Here is a 20,408-nt window from a genome sequence, read left to right on the forward strand (position 1 = left end):
ATTATACTCTTTTATTCTTTTCCAATCTTTGTTCTTCAGCTGCAGAAGGTCTTATATAATTCGGCAAGAAATTGTCATAACGGTAAATTTTTTTATTTTCCTTTAAATGTTCTTTTGCTACTATACAAACACCGCTTGCCTTTGGAAGATAATTATAAGTAGTGGCAAATATAGCTTTATCTTTAAGTTTTTCCTTAATTTTATCTTTATATTTTATTATCCCGTCTCCAGCAAATAAAACCCTATCAAAGTCTTCTGCCTTTGAAATAACCTCTTCAATATTTTTTATTCCATCTTCATACTTAGCTGATAATTTAGAATCTTTTTCAATAAACATATTAAAATAAGTATCATTTCTTTGTGCATCAAAAATAACAAAAATAACATCATTTAGTCCTTTTACATTGTTTGCACAAGCTTCCAAAGAAGAAACAGAAATAATAGGCTTATTTTTTGTTTGAGAAAATGCCTTAACTGTAGCTGCCGCTATTCTAAGTCCCGTAAAAGACCCAGGACCATTGCCTACAGCAAAATAATCAATATCATCAATAGTAAGTCTTACGTCTTCAAGAAGATGTTTTATCATAGGAAGAAGTTTTTCAGAATGTTTAAGTTTATACGCAGTATATTCTTCTCCAAGTATTCTATCATCTTCCAAAATTGCAACGCTTGCCGCAACCGTTGAAGTATCTATTGCAAGTATTCTACACATACATTTCCTCCAATTTATCTATAATATCTTTAGACTCTTCATCTAAAGCTTTTATATTTATATTTCTTTCATTAAAATCATTTGTTGATTTTTCTATATTTACAATAATACCGCTATAATCAAGTTCATCCATTATCATGTCTGCCCACTCAATTATCATTTTATGTTTTTTATAAATATCATAAAATCCTATATAATCAAGTTCGCTTATATCTTCAATTCTATAAGCATCCATATGATAAAGAATATTAACGCCATCTTTATATTCGTTTATTATGGTATATGTTGGAGAAGAAAATTCTGATATTAATCCAAGACTTTTAGCAATACCTTTGCTAAGCTGAGTTTTACCGCTTGCCATTTCTCCAATCAAATAAACAGTCGTATTATCCTTTAAAAGTTTCCCTATATTTTCTCCAAGTTTCGTAGTTTCAATATCATTTTTTGTTACTAAATTCATAAACTTTTCCTATTCTATTTTAAACTTAAAGTATATTATATCAAAAAATAATATATTAATAAATATATAACGCATATTTCATAAATAAAAAAGAAGCGGTTAACCGCTTCTTTAAATTGATATTTTATTCAAATTCTATTAATAATTGACCGGCTTTTACATTGTCAAGTTCTTGAACCAATACGTCTTTTATTACACCGTCACATGGAGCAACAACTTCAGTTTCCATCTTCATTGCTTCAACAACACATACAGATTGGTTTTTCTTAACTTCTTCTCCGATTGCAACATTTACTTTAATTACAGAACCAGGAATTGGAGAACCTATATGTTTTTCATTTTTAGGATCAGCCATTTCAATTATTTTATCAGTTGTTTGATTAACCACAAAGTTTGGATCATTTACATATAAAACTCTTCTGAAGCCGTCAACTTCATAAACCATTCTTCTTGTTCCGTCAGGATGAGTATTACCGATTCTTACAAGTTTAATTACATGACTCTTACCTTCACCAAAGAATATTTCTGTTTCTTCGCCTAGTGCTAGCCCTGTAAAGAAAGCATCTGAAGGCATATAAGTTAAATCACCATAATCTTCTTTGAATTTTAGATAATCTTTATAAACTTTTTTATAAAGTGCTGCAGAAAGAACTTGTTTTTCATTTAATTCCATACCGAATTCTTCTCTAAATTCTTCTCTTATCTTATCGAAGTCTTCATCTGGAAGAAGTTCACCTGGACGTTTTGTAATATATTCTGCACCTTTAAGAACAACTTCTCTTAATTTTTCATCAAAGCCCCATTCAGGTTGACCAATCATTCCTTTAAAGAAATCTACAACACTGTCTGGGAATGCTAAGTCTTTTCCTTTTTCATAGATATTTTCTTTATCTAAATCATTTTGTAGCATAAAAATTGCAAAGTCACCTACAACTTTTGATGTTGGAGTTACTTTGATTATATCACCAAGAAGTTCATTTGCTTGTTTATATTTTTCAAGAACATCTGTAAATCTATGTCCAAGTCCGAAACTTTCAACTTGAGATTTAAGGTTACTGTATTGTCCTCCGGGAACTTCATATTTATAAATTTGAGTTGTTCCTGTTTTTAAGCCTGATTCAAATCCTGTATAGTATTTTCTTGCTTTTTCATAGTAGTCACTTACGATTTGAATTTCATCTAAATTAATATTACTTTGTCTTGGAGTATATTCAAGACCTGCAACTATTGCTTCAAGAGAAGGTTGTGATGTAGTTCCACTCATTGAAGAAAGAGCACCTTCTACAATATCTACTCCTGCGGCACTTGCCATTAACATACTTGAAACACCGTTTCCTGCTGTATCATGAGTATGGAAATGAATTGGAATATTTACTTCATCTTTTAATGCTTTTGCAAGTTTCATTGCTGCAGCAGGTTTTAATAAGCCTGACATATCCTTAATTGCAAGAATATGCGCACCCATTGCTTCAACTTCTTTTGCTTTTTTAATGTAGTAATCCAATGTATATTTAGTTTTGTTTTTATCTAATATATCTCCAGAATAACAAATTGCAACTTCTGCAACTTTTCCAAGTTTTAATACTTCTTCAACAGAAGGTTTAATTTGATCTAACCAGTTAAGAGCATCAAACACTCTAAATACATCAACACCGCTTTTTGCACTTTGTTTGATAAATTCTTTAATTACATTATCAGGATAGTTTTTATATCCTACGGCGTTTGAACCTCTAAGAAGCATTTGGAATAAGATATTTGGAATCATTTCTCTTAATAATTCCAGTCTTGCCCATGGAGATTCTTTTAAGAAACGATAAGATGTATCAAATGTTGCTCCACCCCATACTTCAAGAGCATAAACATCTTTTTCATAGCGGCTTACGCTTTCTGCTATTTTCAAGAAATCAACGGTTCTCATTCTTGTTGCAAATAAAGATTGTTGCGCATCACGCATAGTTGTATCCATGAATAAAAGCTGTTTTTGATCTTTTATCCATTTTACAAGTCCGTCAGGACCTTGTTCATCAAGAATTTGTTTTGTTCCTCTAAGAGCAGGCATGTCTTTAAATCTAGGAACTTCTATTTTTGGTATAATTTCTTTATTTTGATTATCATGTTTTAATGTTGTTTCAGATAAATATGTAAGAACTTTTGCAAGTTGATCATCAAATTTTTCAATATTGAAAAGTTCAGGATGATCTTCAATAAAGTTTGTATTACATATTCCTTTCTTAAAGTCAGGATGTTTTAAAACATTGATAAGGAAGTCTTTGTTTGTAGAAACACCTTCGATTTCGTGTTCCTTTAAAGTTCTTATCATTTTCTTTCTTGCTTTGTCAAAGTCTCTTGCATATGTTGTTGTTTTAACAAGAAGACTGTCAAAGTAAGGTGTTATTTCAGAACCGGCAAAACCATTACCACCGTCAAGTCTTACCCCTGGACCTGCACCTGTTTTGTATATTGTAATTTTACCTGTATCTGGCATAAAGTTATTTAATACATTTTCTGTTGTAACCCTACATTCAATTGCCGCACCACTCATTTTTATATCATCTTGAGATTGAATGTTTATTTCTTCATCTGTAAGTTTATATCCTTCGGCAATTAAAATTTGAGCTTGAACCAAGTCTACATTTGTTACAAGTTCTGTAACAGTATGTTCAACTTGGATTCTTGGGTTAACTTCCATAAAATAATGTTTTTCATTTTCATCAACCAAGAATTCAACTGTACCTGCATTTGTATATCCAACGTGTTTTGCAAGGTTTACTGATTCTTCACAAATTGCTCTTCTTGTTTCTTCACTAATTGATTGTGAAGGTGAAAATTCAATAATTTTTTGATGTCTTCTTTGAATAGAACAGTCTCTTTCAAAAAGATGAACAATATGCCCGTATTCATCGGCTAAGATTTGAGCTTCAACGTGTCTTGGAGAACGAACATATTTTTCAATAAAAACTTCTCCATTGTTAAAAGCTTTTTTTGCTTCTCTTACGGCAGATTCAAATTGACCTTTTAAATCTTCTTCCCTTTCACAAACTCTCATACCTCTTCCACCGCCGCCGGCACTGGCTTTTATTATAACAGGGTATCCGATTTTTGCACTAATGTCTTTTGCTTCTTCAACCGTATCTACTTTTATACCATCAAGAACACTAACTCCGGCTTCTATCGCTGCATTTTTGGCATTAACTTTATTTCCAAGAAGTTCGATAACTTTTGAATTTGGTCCGATAAATTTAATACCGGCCTTTTCACATTCTGCCGCAAATTCAGGATTTTCTGATAAAAATCCATATCCTGGATGTATTGCATCAATATTTTTAGCCTTTGCAAGTTCAATTATTGCTTCTATGTTTAAATAGGCGTCCGTTGGTGAATTGGTACCTTTAATTAGATAAGCCTCATCTGCTTTACTTCTAAAAAGTGATAATTTGTCTTCTTCGCAGTAAATACAAATAGCTTTCATTCCAAGTTCTTGTACCGCTCTTATTATTCTAATTGCAATTTCACCACGGTTTGCGATTAAAACTCTTTTAAAATTTTTCATCATGCCCTCCTCTTTCCATATATTCTAAATATTATACTAAATTTTCTTAATTTTTAAAAGACTTTTTATACCATTATTATAAAAAAATATATATTTATTAATTTTTTGTAATATTTATGCATAAATTATCTAAATTATATAAAAAAAGCAGCTTAAAGCTGCTCTTTTATTTTCTAATTTGTCCATTACCGGTAATAATATACTTAATTGTTGTAAGTTCATTTAATCCCATAGGACCTCTTGGAAGAGTTCTTTGTGTTGCTATTCCAATCTCACTTCCAAAGCCAAACTCTTCTCCGTCGGTAAATCTTGTAGATACATTTACATAAACACAAGCACTGTCTATTTTTGATGTGAACATATTCATTCTTGAAATATCATTTGTAACTATACATTCTGAATGTTTTGTAGAATATTTATTTATATGATTTATTGCTTCTTCAATACTTTCAACAACCTTTACAGCAATAATATAATCATTGTATTCTGTTTTATAATCATCTTCAGTTGCTTTTTTAACAGCCTTGCTTCCAAGGATTTTTATTGTCTTTTCGTCTCCCCTGAATTCAACATTATGCTCTTTTAATCTATTATATATTAAAGGAAGAACTTCTTTTGCTTTCTTTTCATGAACAAGTAATGTTTCAAGAGCATTACATACACTTGGACGTTGAGTTTTCCCGTTATCTGTTAAATTCACAGCCATTTCATTATCGGCAAATTCATCTATATATATATGGCAGTTTCCCGCTCCTGTTTCAATAAAAGGAACTGTTGCAATGTCTTTTATCGATTTTATAAGTCCTGCACTTCCTCTTGGAATTAAAACATCTATATAATCTGTTAATTTCGCCATTTGAGAAACATATTTTCTGTCAGTATCTGTAACAAGCTGTATAATGTCATGATTAAGCCCTGCTTTTCTTATTGCTCCTCTCATAATTTCCACAAGCTTTGTATTTGTGTTTATAGCTTCTTTGCCACCTCTTAAAATACAAGCATTACCCGATTTTAAGCATAAACATCCGGCATCAACCGTAACATTAGGACGAGACTCAAAAATAATTCCAACTACTCCATAAGGAACTCTTTTTATTACGATTTCCATTCCATTAGGCCTTTTTGAGCCTCCGGAAACAATCCCAACAGGGTCGCTTAAATTTATAACTTTATCAATAGAGCCTGCAATTGCTTTTATTCTGTCTTCGTTAAGCATAAGTCTATCCACCATAGACTCCTTTATTCCGTTGATTTTCGCAGCAGAAATATCTTCTGTATTAGCTTTTATTATTTCTTTCATATGAAGAATAAGTTCTTCTTTAATGCTTCTTAAAGCCTCGTTCTTTTTATCAGTATTCAAATCCATAAGACTTCTGCTTGCAATTTTTGCTTTCTTTCCCAAACTTGCCATATTAAACATTAAAATCACCTCACCTTAAATAATGTTCCTTTGTTTTCACCGTCGAATAAATTATATAAATCATTTGGATTTTTTGATGAAAGAATAACCATATCAAAATTATTTTCAAAAGCAATTTGCCCTGCTTTTATTTTTGTAATCATTCCGCCCGTACCAAGATTATTCACAGCGCCACCACAACAATCTATAATCTCATCGGTAATTTCTTCGACAACTTCAATTCGTTTTGCATTTTTATTTTTCTTTGGATTATCAGTATAAAGTCCATCAATATCCGTAAGAATAACAAGAAGGTCTGCTCCTATTATTGAACTTACAACGGCAGATAAAGTATCATTATCACCAAACTCCAACTCTTCCGTACTAACAGTGTCATTTTCATTTACTATTGGAATTACATTATATTTTAAAAGCTGTTCAAAAGTATTATATATATTTGAAATATCAGCATTTTCACCAACAACGTCATTTGTCAAAAGAACCTGCGCTACATTGTGGTTATATTCACCAAACAACTTATCATACAGATACATTAATTCACATTGTCCGATTGCCGCAAGAGCCTGTCTTTTTGATATTGTTTTGGGCTTTTTATCAAGACCAAGTTTCCCCATTCCAACCCCAACAGCACCTGAAGAAACCAATACAATTTCTTTTCCTGAATTTTTAAGGTCAGAAATAATCTTTACCAAATGTTCCACTCTTCTTATGTTTATATTCCCCGTTTTGTGAGTCAAAGTGGATGTTCCGATTTTAATTACGATTTTTTTTGCTTTTACTACGTTTTCCATATTATGTCCTTATTTTTATTTTATATTAATTTTATTATTGATAAACTAGAAAATACCTTTATTGTATTTAAACTGTCCGTAAAGCATGATAACTAGCCCAATTATTATCCCTAATACAACTAAGTGCTCAATTATGTCAGTTTTAAAAACAAGTTCAAAAATAGCACAAACGACAAAAGAGAACCCTATTATTAAACTTCCAACCCCCATACATTTACCATATTTAGGAATATCAGCTTTTACAACTTTTCTTCTGTTATAACTATGAATAGTGGAAATATTTCCCCTTATATTTAATATACCGCATACTAAAAGAATAATACCAATAAGAATAAATGTAATAAATTTTTCCATTGCTTTTCCCTTTACTAAAAATCAAAAATTAATATGTTATTTATTATAAACTTTAAAACAAATACGGTTTAAATATAGTCATACAGATTTTTATTTATTATATAAAAATTCCCTAATAAAGTAAAGCAAGAAAAAATAAAATAAAAACTTGGCAAAGCCAAGTTTTTAATATGTTATGTAATTTTTTATTACGTTTCCTTCATGATGATTCATTAAAGCTTCTTTTACATCTTCAAGCTTATATTCATTATATACAAAATCTTTTTCATCTATTACTTTCATTTTCAAAAGTTCAAATGCTTGATTTACGTATAAAGGAGTAGTATGGTAAAGACCTTTTATTGTAACTTGTGAATAATGAAGAAGTTTTGTGTCAACAGTTAGAACCTCTCCTGCTTTTGTTCCGCCGTATAATAAAACAAAACCTCCGGGACGAACCATATTAATTGACATTTCCCAAACTTTTACGCTTCCTGCCGCTTCAATTGCTGCATCAACACCTCTTCCTTCAGGTGTAAGATCTTTTACTGCTTTAACTTGATCTTCAACTTCATCTATATTAATCACATCATAAGCACCAAGTTTTTTTGCTGTTTCAAGTCTAACTTTACTTCTGTCACAAGCTATAACTCTCGCACCTTTTAAATATAGAAGTCTTATAAACATAAGACCTGAAGGTCCACATCCGTTAACTGCAACATAATCTCCTTGTTCAACAGGAACTTGAGAAACTCCATATACGCTACATGCAAAAGGTTCTAATAAAGCTGCTTGTTTAAAACTCATATCATCTGGAATATGGAACATATTTTGTTTAACAATTCTTTCAGGAATAAGTTGATATTCACTAAAAGCACCATTTTTCAACTGATTTGCAAGGAAATCTTCACACATACAATGAATACCTTTTTTGCAATAATAACATTCATTACATGGTGCAGAATTGTGAGCAACAACTCTATCTCCAACTTTAAACTTAGTAACCCCTTCACCTACACTATCAACAATACCGCTTGCTTCATGTCCAATATTATAAGGAGGTGTATGTTTTGCATATCCTCTTAAATAACTTTTTACATCAGAACCACAAGTAAGAGAAACTTCGTTTTTAATTAAAACTTCGCCCTTTCCAGGTTTTGGCTTTTCACATTCGATAATTCTTAAATCCCCCGGTTCATGCAACATTACTTTTCTCAATTTAACGTACCTCTCTTTAAATTAATATGCTATTCATAGTTTATCATTAAACGGTATCATTCATCAAGAAATAAATTTATTAAATTTTACAAAACTACTGTTAAAATGTTTAGGCTAAATGTTAAAATACATTTAGGTGGATATTATGAATTTAAGGATAGATACAAAAGCGGAATACATTTTAAATAAATTAAAAGAAAACGGATTTGAAGGTTTTATTGTCGGTGGATGTGTCAGAGATTTAATTTTAGGAAAAACACCAAAGGACTATGACATAACAACAAACGCAAAGCCAGAGAAAATAATAGAAACATTCAAAGACCATAAAACAATATTAACGGGAATAAAATACGGAACCGTTACTGTTTTAATAGATAAGATACCTTTTGAAATAACCACATATAGAAAAGAACAAGAATATATAAACAACAGAAAACCAAAAAGTGTTATATTTTTATCTTCAATAGAAGAAGACTTATACAGAAGAGATTTTACAATAAATTCCATGGCTTATAATAATGATAAAAAACTAATAGATTTATACGGTGGCGTAAATGATATACAAAAAGGTATTATAAGAGCAATTGGAAACAAGGATAAAAAATTTGAAGAAGATGCAATTAGAATTTTAAGAGCATATAGATTCGCAGGAAGATATGATTGGAAAATAGAAGAAGAAACAAAAAATGCAATGTTAAAAAACATGAATTTACTTAATAACATTGCAAAAGAAAGAATCATACCTGAGCTTAAAGAAATATTTGAAAGCGGTATGGATATTAACAAAATGGAATTTATTACAACTTTATTCCCTGTAATAAAAGATTGTTTTAATACCTATCAAAATAATAAATATCATATGAGTAGTGTTGGAGAACATATTTACAATACATTTAACAATATAGATAATGTATTTCATTTAAAAATGACCATGCTTCTACATGATATAGGAAAAGTTGACACGAAAACGACAGATCAAAACAATGTTGACCATTTCTACAATCATGCAGATATTTCCCGGGAAAAGTCAAAAATAATTCTAAATGAATTTAAATTCGACAATAACACAAAACATAAAATACTTACATTAATAGAAAATCATGATAAGTATATGGCACCTGATCCTAAATATATAAAAAAAATGTTAAACAAAATAGGCGAAGATTTGTTTTTTGATTTAATTAAAGTAAGAATTGCAGACGACAGTGCAAAGAATCAAGAATTGGTTAAAAACAATATAAAGATTTTCAATGAAACTTTAACTCTTACAAAAAAAATCATAAAAGAAAAACAACCTTATAGTATTAAAGACCTTGATATTTCAGGCAAAGACCTTATAGAACTTGGATATGAAGGCAAAGAAATTGGAGAAAAATTAAATTATTTATTAAGTAAAATAATTGAAGCTCCATCTTTAAATAAAAAAGAAACGTTAAAAAAGTTAATAATAAAAAAATAAAAGCCTGTTATTCAGGCTTTTTATTTTCAAGTAATGGCGGTTTGTTTTCATCTTTTCTATCACTAAGCCACTGAGAAATCAAAATCTTAAGAACTGCAAATATAGGAATACCTATAACCATACCCACAACGCCAAACAGACTTCCACAGAAAATAATGGATACAATAACCCAGAAACCGTTAAGTCCAACCACATCACCAAGAATATTCGGAGCAAGAACATTTTGATCTATTTGTTGTATAAATATAATGATTAATACCATTATAATCCCCTGAACAGGTCCACCGGAAATCATGGCAAAAATAGAACAAGGTATTACGCTGAAAATAGGACCAAACAACGGAATCATATTTGTTATGGTTATTATAAAAGCAATTAATGTTGCATATTTAATTTTAAATAATGTTGCAAGAGCAAGACCTAATGCCCCAACTATTAAAGAACAAATAGCTTTACCGGATAAAAATTTAAAAAACATATAATCCATAAGTCCCAGAACATAAGAAGCTCTTCCATACATTCTTTCAGACAAAATAGCTTGAGTAAATCTTTTTAATTGACTTAATAGAATTTCTTTGTCTATAAGCATATATAAAGCTATAAAAATTGCTATAAAAACATTATATATTGTTTTACCAAGGCTCATTGTGGCATTAAATAAATTTGCACCAAGTCCTTCAACCCAAGTTTTAAAGAAACTTAAAGTATCGAGTATTGTAGCATTCATTCCATTTGAGGTAGATATGTCTATATTGAATATATTACAAATACTAACAAACACAGGATGATTTGCTAACCTTGTGATAAAACCTTCAATCTGCCCCATGTTTTCCTGAACAGAAGCTATAAGAGAACTTATACTTGTAATGGTACTCGGTAAAACTATATAAACAATTAAAGTAATTATCAAAAGAGCTATAATCATTACAATAAGAGAAGATAAAACTCTTTTTGCTCCATCTTTTTTTATGTTTGTCCTTTTTTCTAAGATATCATGTAATTTATCAACCGGCTGATATAAGAAAAAGGCAATAATAAAACCTATTAAAACGGGCTTTAACGGAATATAAAATATATTCCATATATCTTTTAATTCTTCAAGAAAAGAAGATATGTTTTGAATTCCAAAATAAAAAGCTATAATGAAACAAGCTGAAAGAGTAAACAGAATTGCATATTCTTTATATTTTTTGTCTATGTTTCTAAATTTTTTCATTAAACCACTCTCTTTTAAATATTTATGGATAATATTATACCATACATATTAATTAAAATATTTAAAAATCCTATTTTTAAATATAATTTATGATATAATTAAAAAAATTTTAATAATTTTAAAAGAGGTTGAAATGATTTATTATTTAATTGTAATTTTATGTATAATTATAGACCAAATAAGTAAATATATTGTTATAAATAATTTAAAGCCGATTGGAAGCATACCTATAATAGAAAATGTTTTCCATCTTACTTACTGTGAAAATACCGGAGCCGCTTTTAGTATGTTTTCAAAAAACACAGCAGTGTTAACAGTAGTAAGTTTAGTATTTATTTTTCTAGTATTTTTCTTTTTATTAAAAAGCATCAAAAAGGGAAAAACATCAAAAATCATGTCTTTCGGTCTTGCTTTTATATTAGGAGGAGCAATTGGAAATTTCATAGATAGATTCTTCCATGGTTTTGTTACAGACTTCTTTGATTTTAGACTTATAAATTTTGCTATTTTTAATGTAGCAGATATATTTATTACAATCGGGGCAATACTATTTTGTATATATGTTATTTTTACAAAAGACGAAAAAATATTTTAAAAAGAATAGACAAAAGTTTATTCTTTTTATTTTAATAATAAAAGAACAAATGTTCATTTTGTTATATACTTTATAAACACTATATGATAAAATATGTTAATAAAATATTTTTAAAAAGGAGAAAAAATGCCAAAATTTAAAGTACATTCACCTTTTGAACCTTCAGGAGGACAGCCTGAAGTAATAGAAAAATTATCTAACAGCATATTAAACAACGAAAGAGATCAAACACTTCTTGGTGTTACAGGCTGCGGGAAAACTTATATTATGGCAAAAATAATAGAAAAAGTTCAACGTCCTGCTCTCATAATGGCACATAACAAAACATTAGCAGCTCAACTTGCAAATGAGTTTAGAAGTTTCTTTCCTGAAAATGCGGTAGAATATTTTGTAAGCTACTACGATTATTATCAACCGGAAGCATATGTTCCCGGTAGAGATTTATATATAGCAAAAGACTCAAGCATAAACGATGATATAGATAAACTTCGTCACTCAGCAACATCTGCATTATTTGAAAGAGATGACGTAATAATCATTGCATCTGTAAGCTGTATATACGGACTTGGTAGCCCAATTGACTATAAGGAAATGGTTTTATCATTAAGACCCGGAATGATAAAAGAACGAGATGATGTAATAAGAAAGTTAATTGATATACAATATACAAGAAATGATATTGATTTTCACAGAGGAACTTTCAGAGTAAGAGGAGATAGCGTTGAAATATTCCCTGCAAACAGCAGTGAAGAAGCAATAAGAGTGGAATTTTTTGATGATGAAATAGACAGAATCGTTGAAATAAACTCTATTACCGGAGAAATTTTAAGAAGTTTAAAACATGCTTTTATTTATCCTGCAAGCCACTATGTTACAAACGAAGAAAACATAAACAGGGCAATAAAATCAATAAGCGAAGAGTTAAAAATTAGAGCAAAAGAATTTGAAGATAATGGGAAATTATTGGAAGCACAAAGAATAAGGGAAAGAACCAATTATGATATTGAAATGTTAAGAGAAATTGGTTCTTGCAAAGGAATAGAAAACTATTCAAGACATATAAACAATCTTCCTGCGGGAGCACCTCCTTATACTCTTTTAGACTACTTCCCTAAAAATTATGTAACTTTCATAGACGAATCCCATGTTACCGTCCCTCAAATAAGAGGAATGTATGCAGGAGACAGAGCAAGAAAAATGAATCTTGTTGATTATGGATTCAGACTTCCTTCAGCTTTAGATAACAGACCTCTAAACTTTGAAGAATTTGAAGAAAGAATGAATCAATTAGTCTATGTATCTGCAACCCCTAATGATTATGAAAAAGACTTATCAACAACAATAGCAGAATGTATTGTTCGTCCAACAGGTCTTATTGACCCTAAAATTACCGTTAAGGAAACAAAAGGGCAAATTGAAGATTTAATAGGAAGAATAAAAGAAAAAACTGCTAAAAAAGAAAAAGTTCTTGTAACAACTCTTACAAAAAGAATGGCAGAAGATTTAACAACATATTTAAGTGAAGTGGGAATAAGAGTTGAGTATCTTCACTCTGATGTAGACACAATAGAAAGAATGAAGCTTATTAAAGACTTAAGAGATGATGTTTTTGATGTTTTGGTAGGTATAAACCTTTTAAGAGAAGGACTTGATATACCGGAAGTATCCTTAGTTGCTATTTTAGATGCCGATAAAGAAGGATTTTTAAGAAGTGAAACATCACTTATTCAAACAATAGGAAGAGCCGCAAGACATTTAGACGGCGAAGTTGTAATGTATGCAGACACAATAACAGCTTCCATGGATAAAGCCATAAAAGAAACTCAAAGAAGAAGAAAAATACAAACAAAATATAACAAAGACCATAACATTACGCCTAAAGGAATAGTAAAATCTACGGATAATGCTATGTCTGCACTGTCAATGGAAGATATCGAAGATAAAAAATCAGCTAAAATCCAAAAGAGAAATAAAAAAGACTTTAACAAAGATATTGATGAAGAAATTGAACTTCTTACAAAACAAATGAAATTATATGCTAAAAATCTTGAATTTGAACTTGCTGCAAAAGTCAGAGATGAAATTGAACAATTAAAAAAATTAAAAACAAAATAAACTCCATAAGGGAGTTTTTTTGTTCTATTTTTTTATAAAGCCAATATATATTAATAAATAATATTTTTAGGAGAAAAACTATGGACAACAAAAATATAACAGATCAAAGACTTGAATTATACAACAGAGGCAATTTAAAAATAAATGATTGTCTTGATGTTCATAACTTTAATGACGAAACGGTGGTTCTTGAAACATCTCTTGGAATTCTTACCATAAACGGAGAAGAATTAAAAATTGAAAAACTAAATTTAGAAGAAGGAGAAATTGCATTAAACGGAAATATATATGCTCTAAATTATGATGATGACATAACATTTATGGAAAAATCCTCAGGATTATTTTCCAAGATATTCAAATAATGACTGATACTATTTATTCTCAATACCTTATCCTTTTTGAAACCTTTTACGGAGGTTTTATTTTAGGAATCATGTATCACACAATAACTATAATAGTTTATGCCATAACAAAAAAAATAAATTTATCGGATTTATGTTTTTGCCTTGTAGGAGCAGTATTTACCATTGACTTATTCTTTAAAACCACATATTTTGAATTACGATATTATAGTATTGTAAGTTTTATTATGGGATTTGTAGCTTATTACTTTATAATATCCCCTATTTATAAAAAACTTTTATTTTTTATTACTTCAAAAATAGGACGTACAAACAAAAAAATAAAAAGAAAAATAAACATGAAAAAAAATAGAATAAAAAATAAATACAAAGGTCCAATAATAAAAATTAAAACTTTATTAAAACATATTTTATCTATTCCATTAAAAATAAAAATAAGTTATAATACATTCAGAATATATAAAAAAGAAGGAATAGGTATTAATGAGAAGAGAAAATTATTCTTTACAAAATACCAACAACAGCATAGACGCAAAAAGAAGAATAGTAAAAAGAAAAAAAAGACGTGCGGGTAAGAAAAAAAGAGTTATAACTTTAATTCTAATTGTTACCTTTGTTCTTTTTGCGGGCAGAATGCTTACGCTTGAGTATAAATATTATACTTTAAACAAAACAAAAGAAGAACTTTCTCAACAAATAGAAGAAGAAAATTTAAAGTCAAAAGAATTAAGTGAAGAACTTGAGAATTCAAACAGCAAATCATATATAGAATACCTTGCAAAAAAATATTTGGGACTTATATATCCCGATGAAAAAGTATACGTAACAAACGAAGGGGACAATAAAAGTGAGTAGTTTTTTATTTGACACACATGCACATCTTAACGATGAAGCTTTTGATAAAGACTTAACAGATGTAATAAAAAAATTACAAAATGAAAATATGGATGGGGTTGTGAATGTCGGTTATGATCTTGAATCGTCAGTAAAAGCCATTGAGCTTAGTAAACAATACGATTTTTTCTATGCATCGGTAGGGCTTCACCCTCATGACAGCAAAGACTATAACGAAATTCTTGAAAATGAATTTATTAAGCTTATAAAAGAAAATGAAAAAGTAGTTGCTTATGGAGAAATAGGACTTGATTATTATTATGACAATTCTCCAAGAGATATTCAAAAAGAAGTATTTATAAAACAAATCAAAGCTGCAAATAAATTAAATAAACCTATCATAGTACATTCGAGAGACGCCGTAAAAGATACATATGATATTTTAAAAGAATATTTAGGTAATAATACAGGAATCATTCATTCTTGTTCGGCTTCTGCGGAAATGGTAAAAGAATATTTAAAACTTGGGCTTTATATATCTTTTTCCGGAAGCGTTACATTTAAAAATGCTGAAAATGTAAGAAATGCGGCAAGAGCTGTGCCTTTAAACAGACTTCTTATTGAAACAGACTGTCCTTATCTTACTCCGGTACCTCATAGGGGAAAAAGAAACGACCCTTCCTATGTAAAACACACTGCAAAACAACTTGCAGAGATTAATGACGTAAGTTATGAAGAATTAGTTGAAATTACAAATAATAATGCAAAAGAATTATTTAGAATAAAATAAAAAAGGAATGTTTTACATTCCTTTTTTTAATACGATATCACATATTTCCATAGGAGAAGAAACTATATAGTCAGGTTTATATTTTTCAAGTTCAGCCCTTGAACCATATCCGTAAGTAAGACCAATGGTACTTAGTCCATTTTCTTTACCTCCCTCAATATCATTGTATCTGTCTCCTACCATACATACCCTGCTTATATCATTTACTTTCATTTCCATCATTGCCATTTTGATAAATTCACCTTTTGTTCCTCTATTTTCATCCCAGTTATTTCCAACAACAACATCAAAATATTTTATAAGATCAAAATATTTTAACTGAGAAACAGAAGCCTCTTCAGGTTTATTTGTAGCTATAGCAAGTTTTACATTATAATCCTTTAAAGTTTTTAACATTTCAGGAATTCCTTCATATACACTGCATTCATAAATACCTTTTTCCATAAGTCTTTTTCTATGAAGTTTCATAGCTTCAATTCCATCTTCTTTACTTAAACCGTAAACTTTTACTATCGTCTCAGATAAAAGAGGACCTAAATGATTTTTTATATTGCCAATGCTTTCTTCTATGCCATAAGCCTTAAGTGCTGATTGAAATGACCTGCAAAGACCTTCATGTGAATCCAAAATAGTTCCATCCAAATCAAATATCAGATATTTAAATTTCATATTATCATATATTTTATTAATTTAATACAATATCAGCAATATCAGAAGGTTTTTTTGCAATATGAGTAGGTTTGCAATTAACAATTTCTTCTTCAGAGCCATATCCGTAAGTTACACCAATTGTATCAAGTCCATTTTCAACACCACCTTCAAGGTCGTTGTATCTGTCCCCTACCATGCAAACTTCACTTTTATCCTCTACACCCATATGGTCCATAGCCATTCTTATAAAATCGCCTTTTGAACCTCTGGTTTGAGTCCAGTTATTACCAACAATAATATCAAAATATTTTGCAAGTTTTAAATGTTCTAATTGTAAAACAGATGCTTCTTCAGGTTTATTAGTAGCAATTGCCATTTTTACGCCATTATCATACAAAGTCTTTAACATTTCAGGAATTTCATCATATATTTTACATTCATAAATACCTTTTTCCTTAAGTCTCTTCATATGTATTTTCATTGCAGCTGCACCGTCTTCTTCACTAAAACCATACTTTGTTATGATTGTTCTTGAAAGTGGAGGACCTAAAAGTTTTTTAATATTATCAACGCTTTCTTCAACTCCGTATGCTTTAAGTGCTTTTTGGAAACACTTACAAATACCTTCATGTGAATCTAAAATTGTTCCGTCTAAATCGAATACTACATATTTATATCTCATTTTATTACCTCATTTAATGTTTATTAGTTTAATACAATATCTGCTATTTCAAGAGGTGTGTTTGCAATGTAAGTAGGTTTACAATTTTCTATTTCCTCTTTTGAACCATATCCATAAGTTACACCAATTGTGTCAAGTCCATTTTCAACGCCGCCTTCAAGGTCATTGTATCTGTCTCCTACCATAACAGCTTCTTTTTTATCCTTAACGCCAATAGCGTCCATAGCCATTTTTATAAATTCTGCTTTTGTTCCTCTTGTTTGTTCTTCATTATTACCAACTATAAAATCAAAATAATCTTTTAGTTTTAAATGTTCAAGTTGTTTTATTGAAATTTCTTCAGGTTTATTTGTAGCAATGGCTATTTTAATGCCGTTTTCTTTTAGCTTATCAAGCATTTCAAACATTCCATCATAATACTGAGCATCGTAAATACCTTTTGTTTTAAGATAATTCATATGAAGTTTCATTGCTGCTTTTCCGTCTTCTTCGCTAAAACCGTATTTTGTTATAATTGTTTTAGATAAAGGAGGACCTAAAAGTTTCTTTATATTTTCCAAACTTTCTTCTACTCCGTATGCTTTAAGTGCACCTTGGAACCCCTTACAACTGCCAAGTTGTGAATCTACGATTGTTCCGTCAAGATCAAATATTACGTATTTGTATCCCATATTACTTCTCCTTTTATTATTTTATTTGTTGTTTTAAATATGATAACGCTTTTTGTAACTGATTATCTTCGTCAAGCGTTAATTTACTTATTGCTTTGTCGCTATTAGCTTTAACTGTAACGTAAGGTGTGATACCTTTTTTATGAATTTGATGTCCTTTTGGGCTTAAATATTCGTCTATTGTTACTGTAATTCCAGAACCGTCATTAAGAGGTTTTACTTCTTGGATAATTCCTTTTCCATAAGATTTTTCACCTATAATCGTAGCCATTTCATTATCCTGTAAAGAACAAGATAATATTTCTGAAGCAGATGCAGAATTTCCGTTTACTAAAACTACAACAGGAACTTTTGCATATTCGTCAGTAGTATCCTTTTCCGTTTGAGTTTCCCCAGATTTATTTGTCGTAGATATAATTGTCATATCTTTTTTAAGTAAAATATTAGCTATATCAGTAGCTTCATTTACAAGGCCCCCCGGGTTATCCCTTAAATCAATAATAAGACCTTTCATATTTTCACTTGTAAATTTGTCATAATAAGTTCTAAAGTCCTTTGCAACATCACTTGAGAATTCGCTGATTCTAATATATCCCATATTATCAATCATTTTTCCGCTAACGTATGTTGCTTTAACTTTATCTCTTGTTATTGTCATTTTTACTTCTTTATTATTTCTTAAAACAACAACATCTACTTTTGTTCCCTTTTTCCCTCTTAGTTTGTTTGAGGCTTCTGATACACTTACGTTTGATGAATCAAAGTCATCAATTTTTATAATAATATCTCCGGCTTTCATTCCGGCTTCTTCGGCAGGAGAACCTTGGAATACGGAATCAACCAAGACTGCACCGTCTTCATTGTTCATTATTTGTACCCCGATACCGTAAAACTCACTATCAAGCTCCGAAGTATATTCTTCAAACTCTTCTTCAGTATAATAATTTGTATACAAGTCTCCTGTACCCTTTGCAAGACCTTTAAATGCATAATCCCATAAATCTTGTTCGTCTAATTCTTTATAATAATCTTCCTGTATTAATTCTTCCAGTGCAATCAACTTTGTGATATTTTTTGCACTTTTAGAACTTGGAGTGTTTATAAGCACTTTATTACCAATTGCCATATTACATGATGCCGTTACAAGAAATGTTAGAAGGTTTGTTATAATAAGCAAACTCATAACAACGGCTATTACAATAATTTTACCTTTATTTTTTTTGTTTTCCATATTTACTTTCCTTTATGTCTATTTAACTACTATATTATATGTCATCACTTTTTTAATATCAACATTTAAAAATAAAAACCTGATTTTTAATTTTTGAAATATACAATAATCATTTTATCACTTTAAAAATTTATTTTTTTCTGATACACTTTATTTTGATAATTTATAAAAAAGGAAATTTCAAATGGATAAATTAAATATAGTTGCTACATGCACTTTTGGGCTTGAAAGAGCATTAAAAAGAGAAATTATAGATTTAGGATATGATATAGATAAAGTTGAAGATGGGAAAATATATTTTAAAGGAAACCGCAATGACATGATGAAAGCAAATCTTCATCTTAGATGTGCCGACAGAGTTCTTATTTTCCTTACAAGCTTTGATGCTTTTTCTTTTGATGAACTTTTTGACAAAACAAAAGATTACCCTTGGGAAAACATTTTTGATAAAAATGCAGGATTTAATCCTACAAAAATAACAACGGTAAAATCAAAACTTTATTCAAAAAGAGACATACAAAAAATAATAAAAAAAGCAATAGTAGAAAGACTGAAAAATAAATATCATACAAAAAGACTAAGCGAAGAAGGAGCATATTATCAAATAATCGTAAACATAAAAAAAGATAAAGTAAGTTTATTTTTAAATACTTCCGGAGAAGGTCTTCATAAAAGAGGATACAGAGAAAACGCACTAAAAGCTCCTTTAAAAGAAACATTGGCAAGCGGAATAATAGAACTAAGCGGATATAGAGGAGACCGACCATTTAGCGATATAATGTGCGGAAGCGGAACAATAATAATAGAAGCAGCAATGAAAGCAAAAAACATTGCTCCGGGACTTAACAGACATTTTGCCTTTGAAAACTGGAAAGACTTTAATAAAAAAGAATTTGATCTAATTAAATTACAGGCAAAAGAAAATATTGTACCTGCTCCTATAAGGCTACTTGGGAACGACATAGATTACAAAGCAATAAAAGTAGCAAATGAAAATGCAAAAAAAGCAGGTGTTGATGATGCCGTGGCATTTCAAAAAATGGATATGAGAGAATTCAGATCAAAGAAGAAAAACGGAACAATGATTGTAAATCCTCCTTATGCCGAAAGAATCGGAGAAGAAAAAGAAGTAATAAAATTATATAAAGATTTTGGCAAAGTATATGAAAACTTGGAAGATTGGAAATTATTTGTACTTTGCGCACATCCTCTTTTCCAAAAGCACTTTGGGAAAAAAGCGGATAAAAACAGAAAACTGTTTAACGGCAACATGCTTTGTTACCTATATCAATATTATCCAAATAAAGGAAATAAGTAA

Annotated in this window: 20 protein-coding genes; 8 read left to right on the forward strand and 12 right to left on the reverse strand. The window is 29.7% G+C overall.

Annotated elements, in window-relative coordinates; translation table 11 throughout:
• Position 1 precedes the first annotated feature (1 nt).
• The 7 genes from tsaB to FGQ49_RS01725 all read right to left on the reverse strand — a co-directional run bounded on the left by tsaB (position 2) and on the right by FGQ49_RS01725 (position 8,472).
• Entirely contained in the window at positions 2 to 712 is a 711-nt protein-coding gene (gene tsaB, locus FGQ49_RS01695) for a tRNA (adenosine(37)-N6)-threonylcarbamoyltransferase complex dimerization subunit type 1 TsaB (protein WP_138268197.1), read from the reverse strand.
• Positions 705 to 1,172 carry a tRNA (adenosine(37)-N6)-threonylcarbamoyltransferase complex ATPase subunit type 1 TsaE gene (gene tsaE / locus FGQ49_RS01700; RefSeq protein WP_138268198.1) on the reverse strand — a complete coding sequence of 156 codons (468 nt, stop codon included), beginning with the start codon at positions 1,170 to 1,172 and terminating at the stop codon, positions 705 to 707. Before tsaE ends, tsaB begins: the two co-directional genes overlap by 8 nt.
• 124 nt (positions 1,173 to 1,296) lie before the next feature.
• On the reverse strand, positions 1,297 to 4,722 hold the full coding sequence (locus FGQ49_RS01705) for a pyruvate carboxylase (protein ID WP_138268199.1): 3,426 nt from the start codon (positions 4,720 to 4,722) through the stop codon (positions 1,297 to 1,299).
• Between the two features lie 166 nt (positions 4,723 to 4,888).
• The gene (locus FGQ49_RS01710; RefSeq protein ID WP_171020556.1) at positions 4,889 to 6,142 is read right to left on the reverse strand and encodes a glutamate-5-semialdehyde dehydrogenase; all 1,254 of its coding nucleotides are present in this window, start codon (positions 6,140 to 6,142) and stop codon (positions 4,889 to 4,891) included.
• A gap of 5 nt (positions 6,143 to 6,147) precedes the next feature.
• The gene (gene proB, locus FGQ49_RS01715) at positions 6,148 to 6,933 is read right to left on the reverse strand and encodes a glutamate 5-kinase (RefSeq protein WP_138268200.1); all 786 of its coding nucleotides are present in this window, start codon (positions 6,931 to 6,933) and stop codon (positions 6,148 to 6,150) included.
• Between the two features lie 45 nt (positions 6,934 to 6,978).
• Positions 6,979 to 7,287 carry a hypothetical protein gene (locus tag FGQ49_RS01720; RefSeq protein ID WP_138268201.1) on the reverse strand — a complete coding sequence of 103 codons (309 nt, stop codon included), beginning with the start codon at positions 7,285 to 7,287 and terminating at the stop codon, positions 6,979 to 6,981.
• 165 nt (positions 7,288 to 7,452) lie between these two features.
• Positions 7,453 to 8,472, reverse strand: a complete 1,020-nt coding sequence (locus FGQ49_RS01725) for an alcohol dehydrogenase catalytic domain-containing protein (protein WP_138268236.1) — start codon at positions 8,470 to 8,472, stop codon at positions 7,453 to 7,455.
• Between the two features lie 157 nt (positions 8,473 to 8,629).
• Between FGQ49_RS01725 and FGQ49_RS01730 the strand changes: the two genes are divergently transcribed.
• Positions 8,630 to 9,943, forward strand: coding sequence for a CCA tRNA nucleotidyltransferase (locus FGQ49_RS01730; RefSeq protein WP_138268202.1), 1,314 nt, complete (start codon positions 8,630 to 8,632; stop codon positions 9,941 to 9,943).
• A 7-nt stretch (positions 9,944 to 9,950) separates the two neighbouring features.
• Here FGQ49_RS01730 and FGQ49_RS01735 read toward each other — a convergent pair whose 3' ends face one another.
• A complete protein-coding gene (locus FGQ49_RS01735; protein ID WP_138268203.1) occupies positions 9,951 to 11,159 on the reverse strand; it encodes an AI-2E family transporter in 1,209 nt (402 codons plus the stop codon).
• Between the two features lie 133 nt (positions 11,160 to 11,292).
• On the opposite strand from FGQ49_RS01735, the gene lspA reads away from it, so the two are divergent.
• The 6 genes from lspA (at position 11,293) to FGQ49_RS01765 (ending at position 15,855) form a co-directional block, all read left to right on the forward strand.
• A complete protein-coding gene (lspA, locus tag FGQ49_RS01740; protein ID WP_138268204.1) occupies positions 11,293 to 11,754 on the forward strand; it encodes a signal peptidase II in 462 nt (153 codons plus the stop codon).
• 126 nt (positions 11,755 to 11,880) lie between these two features.
• Positions 11,881 to 13,869 carry an excinuclease ABC subunit UvrB gene (gene uvrB, locus FGQ49_RS01745; protein ID WP_138268205.1) on the forward strand — a complete coding sequence of 663 codons (1,989 nt, stop codon included), beginning with the start codon at positions 11,881 to 11,883 and terminating at the stop codon, positions 13,867 to 13,869.
• An 80-nt stretch (positions 13,870 to 13,949) separates the two neighbouring features.
• Complete coding sequence (gene yabP, locus FGQ49_RS01750; protein WP_138268206.1) at positions 13,950 to 14,231, forward strand: sporulation protein YabP; 282 nt, start codon at positions 13,950 to 13,952, stop codon at positions 14,229 to 14,231.
• Positions 14,231 to 14,806, forward strand: a complete 576-nt coding sequence (gene yabQ, locus FGQ49_RS10780; RefSeq protein WP_138268207.1) for a spore cortex biosynthesis protein YabQ — start codon at positions 14,231 to 14,233, stop codon at positions 14,804 to 14,806. Before yabP ends, yabQ begins: the two co-directional genes overlap by 1 nt.
• Entirely contained in the window at positions 14,715 to 15,086 is a 372-nt protein-coding gene (locus FGQ49_RS01760; RefSeq protein ID WP_138268208.1) for an FtsB family cell division protein, read from the forward strand. Before yabQ ends, FGQ49_RS01760 begins: the two co-directional genes overlap by 92 nt.
• Complete coding sequence (locus FGQ49_RS01765) at positions 15,079 to 15,855, forward strand: TatD family hydrolase (RefSeq protein WP_138268209.1); 777 nt, start codon at positions 15,079 to 15,081, stop codon at positions 15,853 to 15,855. The genes FGQ49_RS01760 and FGQ49_RS01765 overlap by 8 nt, the downstream gene beginning before the upstream one ends.
• Positions 15,856 to 15,867: 12 nt before the next feature.
• Here the strand turns inward: FGQ49_RS01765 and FGQ49_RS01770 are convergent, their stop codons facing one another.
• Genes FGQ49_RS01770 through FGQ49_RS01785 form a run of 4 tightly spaced genes read right to left on the reverse strand, consistent with a single transcriptional unit; the run spans position 15,868 to position 19,090 of the window.
• Positions 15,868 to 16,524, reverse strand: coding sequence for an HAD-IA family hydrolase (locus FGQ49_RS01770; RefSeq protein ID WP_138268210.1), 657 nt, complete (start codon positions 16,522 to 16,524; stop codon positions 15,868 to 15,870).
• 16 nt (positions 16,525 to 16,540) lie between these two features.
• On the reverse strand, positions 16,541 to 17,188 hold the full coding sequence (locus FGQ49_RS01775) for an HAD-IA family hydrolase (protein ID WP_138268211.1): 648 nt from the start codon (positions 17,186 to 17,188) through the stop codon (positions 16,541 to 16,543).
• A gap of 23 nt (positions 17,189 to 17,211) precedes the next feature.
• Positions 17,212 to 17,859 (reverse strand): HAD-IA family hydrolase, encoded by a 648-nt coding sequence (locus FGQ49_RS01780; RefSeq protein WP_138268212.1) that lies wholly within the window; start codon positions 17,857 to 17,859, stop codon positions 17,212 to 17,214.
• A gap of 16 nt (positions 17,860 to 17,875) precedes the next feature.
• A complete protein-coding gene (locus FGQ49_RS01785) occupies positions 17,876 to 19,090 on the reverse strand; it encodes a S41 family peptidase (protein WP_138268213.1) in 1,215 nt (404 codons plus the stop codon).
• A gap of 184 nt (positions 19,091 to 19,274) precedes the next feature.
• Here FGQ49_RS01785 and FGQ49_RS01790 point away from each other — a divergent pair, with 184 nt between their 5' ends.
• On the forward strand, positions 19,275 to 20,408 hold the full coding sequence (locus FGQ49_RS01790; RefSeq protein WP_138268214.1) for a THUMP domain-containing class I SAM-dependent RNA methyltransferase: 1,134 nt from the start codon (positions 19,275 to 19,277) through the stop codon (positions 20,406 to 20,408).

It is taken from the genome of Anaerofustis stercorihominis (genome assembly GCF_005844425.1).
GTDB classification, from domain to species: domain Bacteria; phylum Bacillota; class Clostridia; order Eubacteriales; family Anaerofustaceae; genus Anaerofustis; species Anaerofustis butyriciformans.

Bases quoted from the DNA above. Each gene is read 5' to 3' on its own strand.
- proB (WP_138268200.1), bottom strand. From the start codon at position 6,933: ATGGAAAACGTAGTAAAAGCAAAAAAAATCGTAATTAAAATCGGAACA.
- tsaE (WP_138268198.1), bottom strand. From the start codon at position 1,172: ATGAATTTAGTAACAAAAAATGATATTGAAACTACGAAACTTGGAGAA.
- FGQ49_RS01785 (WP_138268213.1), bottom strand. From the start codon at position 19,090: ATGGAAAACAAAAAAAATAAAGGTAAAATTATTGTAATAGCCGTTGTT.
- FGQ49_RS01705 (WP_138268199.1), bottom strand. From the start codon at position 4,722: ATGAAAAATTTTAAAAGAGTTTTAATCGCAAACCGTGGTGAAATTGCA.
- tsaB (WP_138268197.1), bottom strand. From the start codon at position 712: ATGTGTAGAATACTTGCAATAGATACTTCAACGGTTGCGGCAAGCGTT.
- FGQ49_RS01720 (WP_138268201.1), bottom strand. From the start codon at position 7,287: ATGGAAAAATTTATTACATTTATTCTTATTGGTATTATTCTTTTAGTA.
- yabP (WP_138268206.1), top strand. From the start codon at position 13,950: ATGGACAACAAAAATATAACAGATCAAAGACTTGAATTATACAACAGA.
- lspA (WP_138268204.1), top strand. From the start codon at position 11,293: ATGATTTATTATTTAATTGTAATTTTATGTATAATTATAGACCAAATA.
- uvrB (WP_138268205.1), top strand. From the start codon at position 11,881: ATGCCAAAATTTAAAGTACATTCACCTTTTGAACCTTCAGGAGGACAG.
- FGQ49_RS01730 (WP_138268202.1), top strand. From the start codon at position 8,630: ATGAATTTAAGGATAGATACAAAAGCGGAATACATTTTAAATAAATTA.
- FGQ49_RS01710 (WP_171020556.1), bottom strand. From the start codon at position 6,142: ATGTTTAATATGGCAAGTTTGGGAAAGAAAGCAAAAATTGCAAGCAGA.
- FGQ49_RS01775 (WP_138268211.1), bottom strand. From the start codon at position 17,188: ATGAGATATAAATATGTAGTATTCGATTTAGACGGAACAATTTTAGAT.
- FGQ49_RS01760 (WP_138268208.1), top strand. From the start codon at position 14,715: ATGAGAAGAGAAAATTATTCTTTACAAAATACCAACAACAGCATAGAC.
- FGQ49_RS01770 (WP_138268210.1), bottom strand. From the start codon at position 16,524: ATGAAATTTAAATATCTGATATTTGATTTGGATGGAACTATTTTGGAT.
- FGQ49_RS01780 (WP_138268212.1), bottom strand. From the start codon at position 17,859: ATGGGATACAAATACGTAATATTTGATCTTGACGGAACAATCGTAGAT.
- FGQ49_RS01790 (WP_138268214.1), top strand. From the start codon at position 19,275: ATGGATAAATTAAATATAGTTGCTACATGCACTTTTGGGCTTGAAAGA.
- FGQ49_RS01735 (WP_138268203.1), bottom strand. From the start codon at position 11,159: ATGAAAAAATTTAGAAACATAGACAAAAAATATAAAGAATATGCAATT.
- yabQ (WP_138268207.1), top strand. From the start codon at position 14,231: ATGACTGATACTATTTATTCTCAATACCTTATCCTTTTTGAAACCTTT.
- FGQ49_RS01725 (WP_138268236.1), bottom strand. From the start codon at position 8,472: ATGTTGCATGAACCGGGGGATTTAAGAATTATCGAATGTGAAAAGCCA.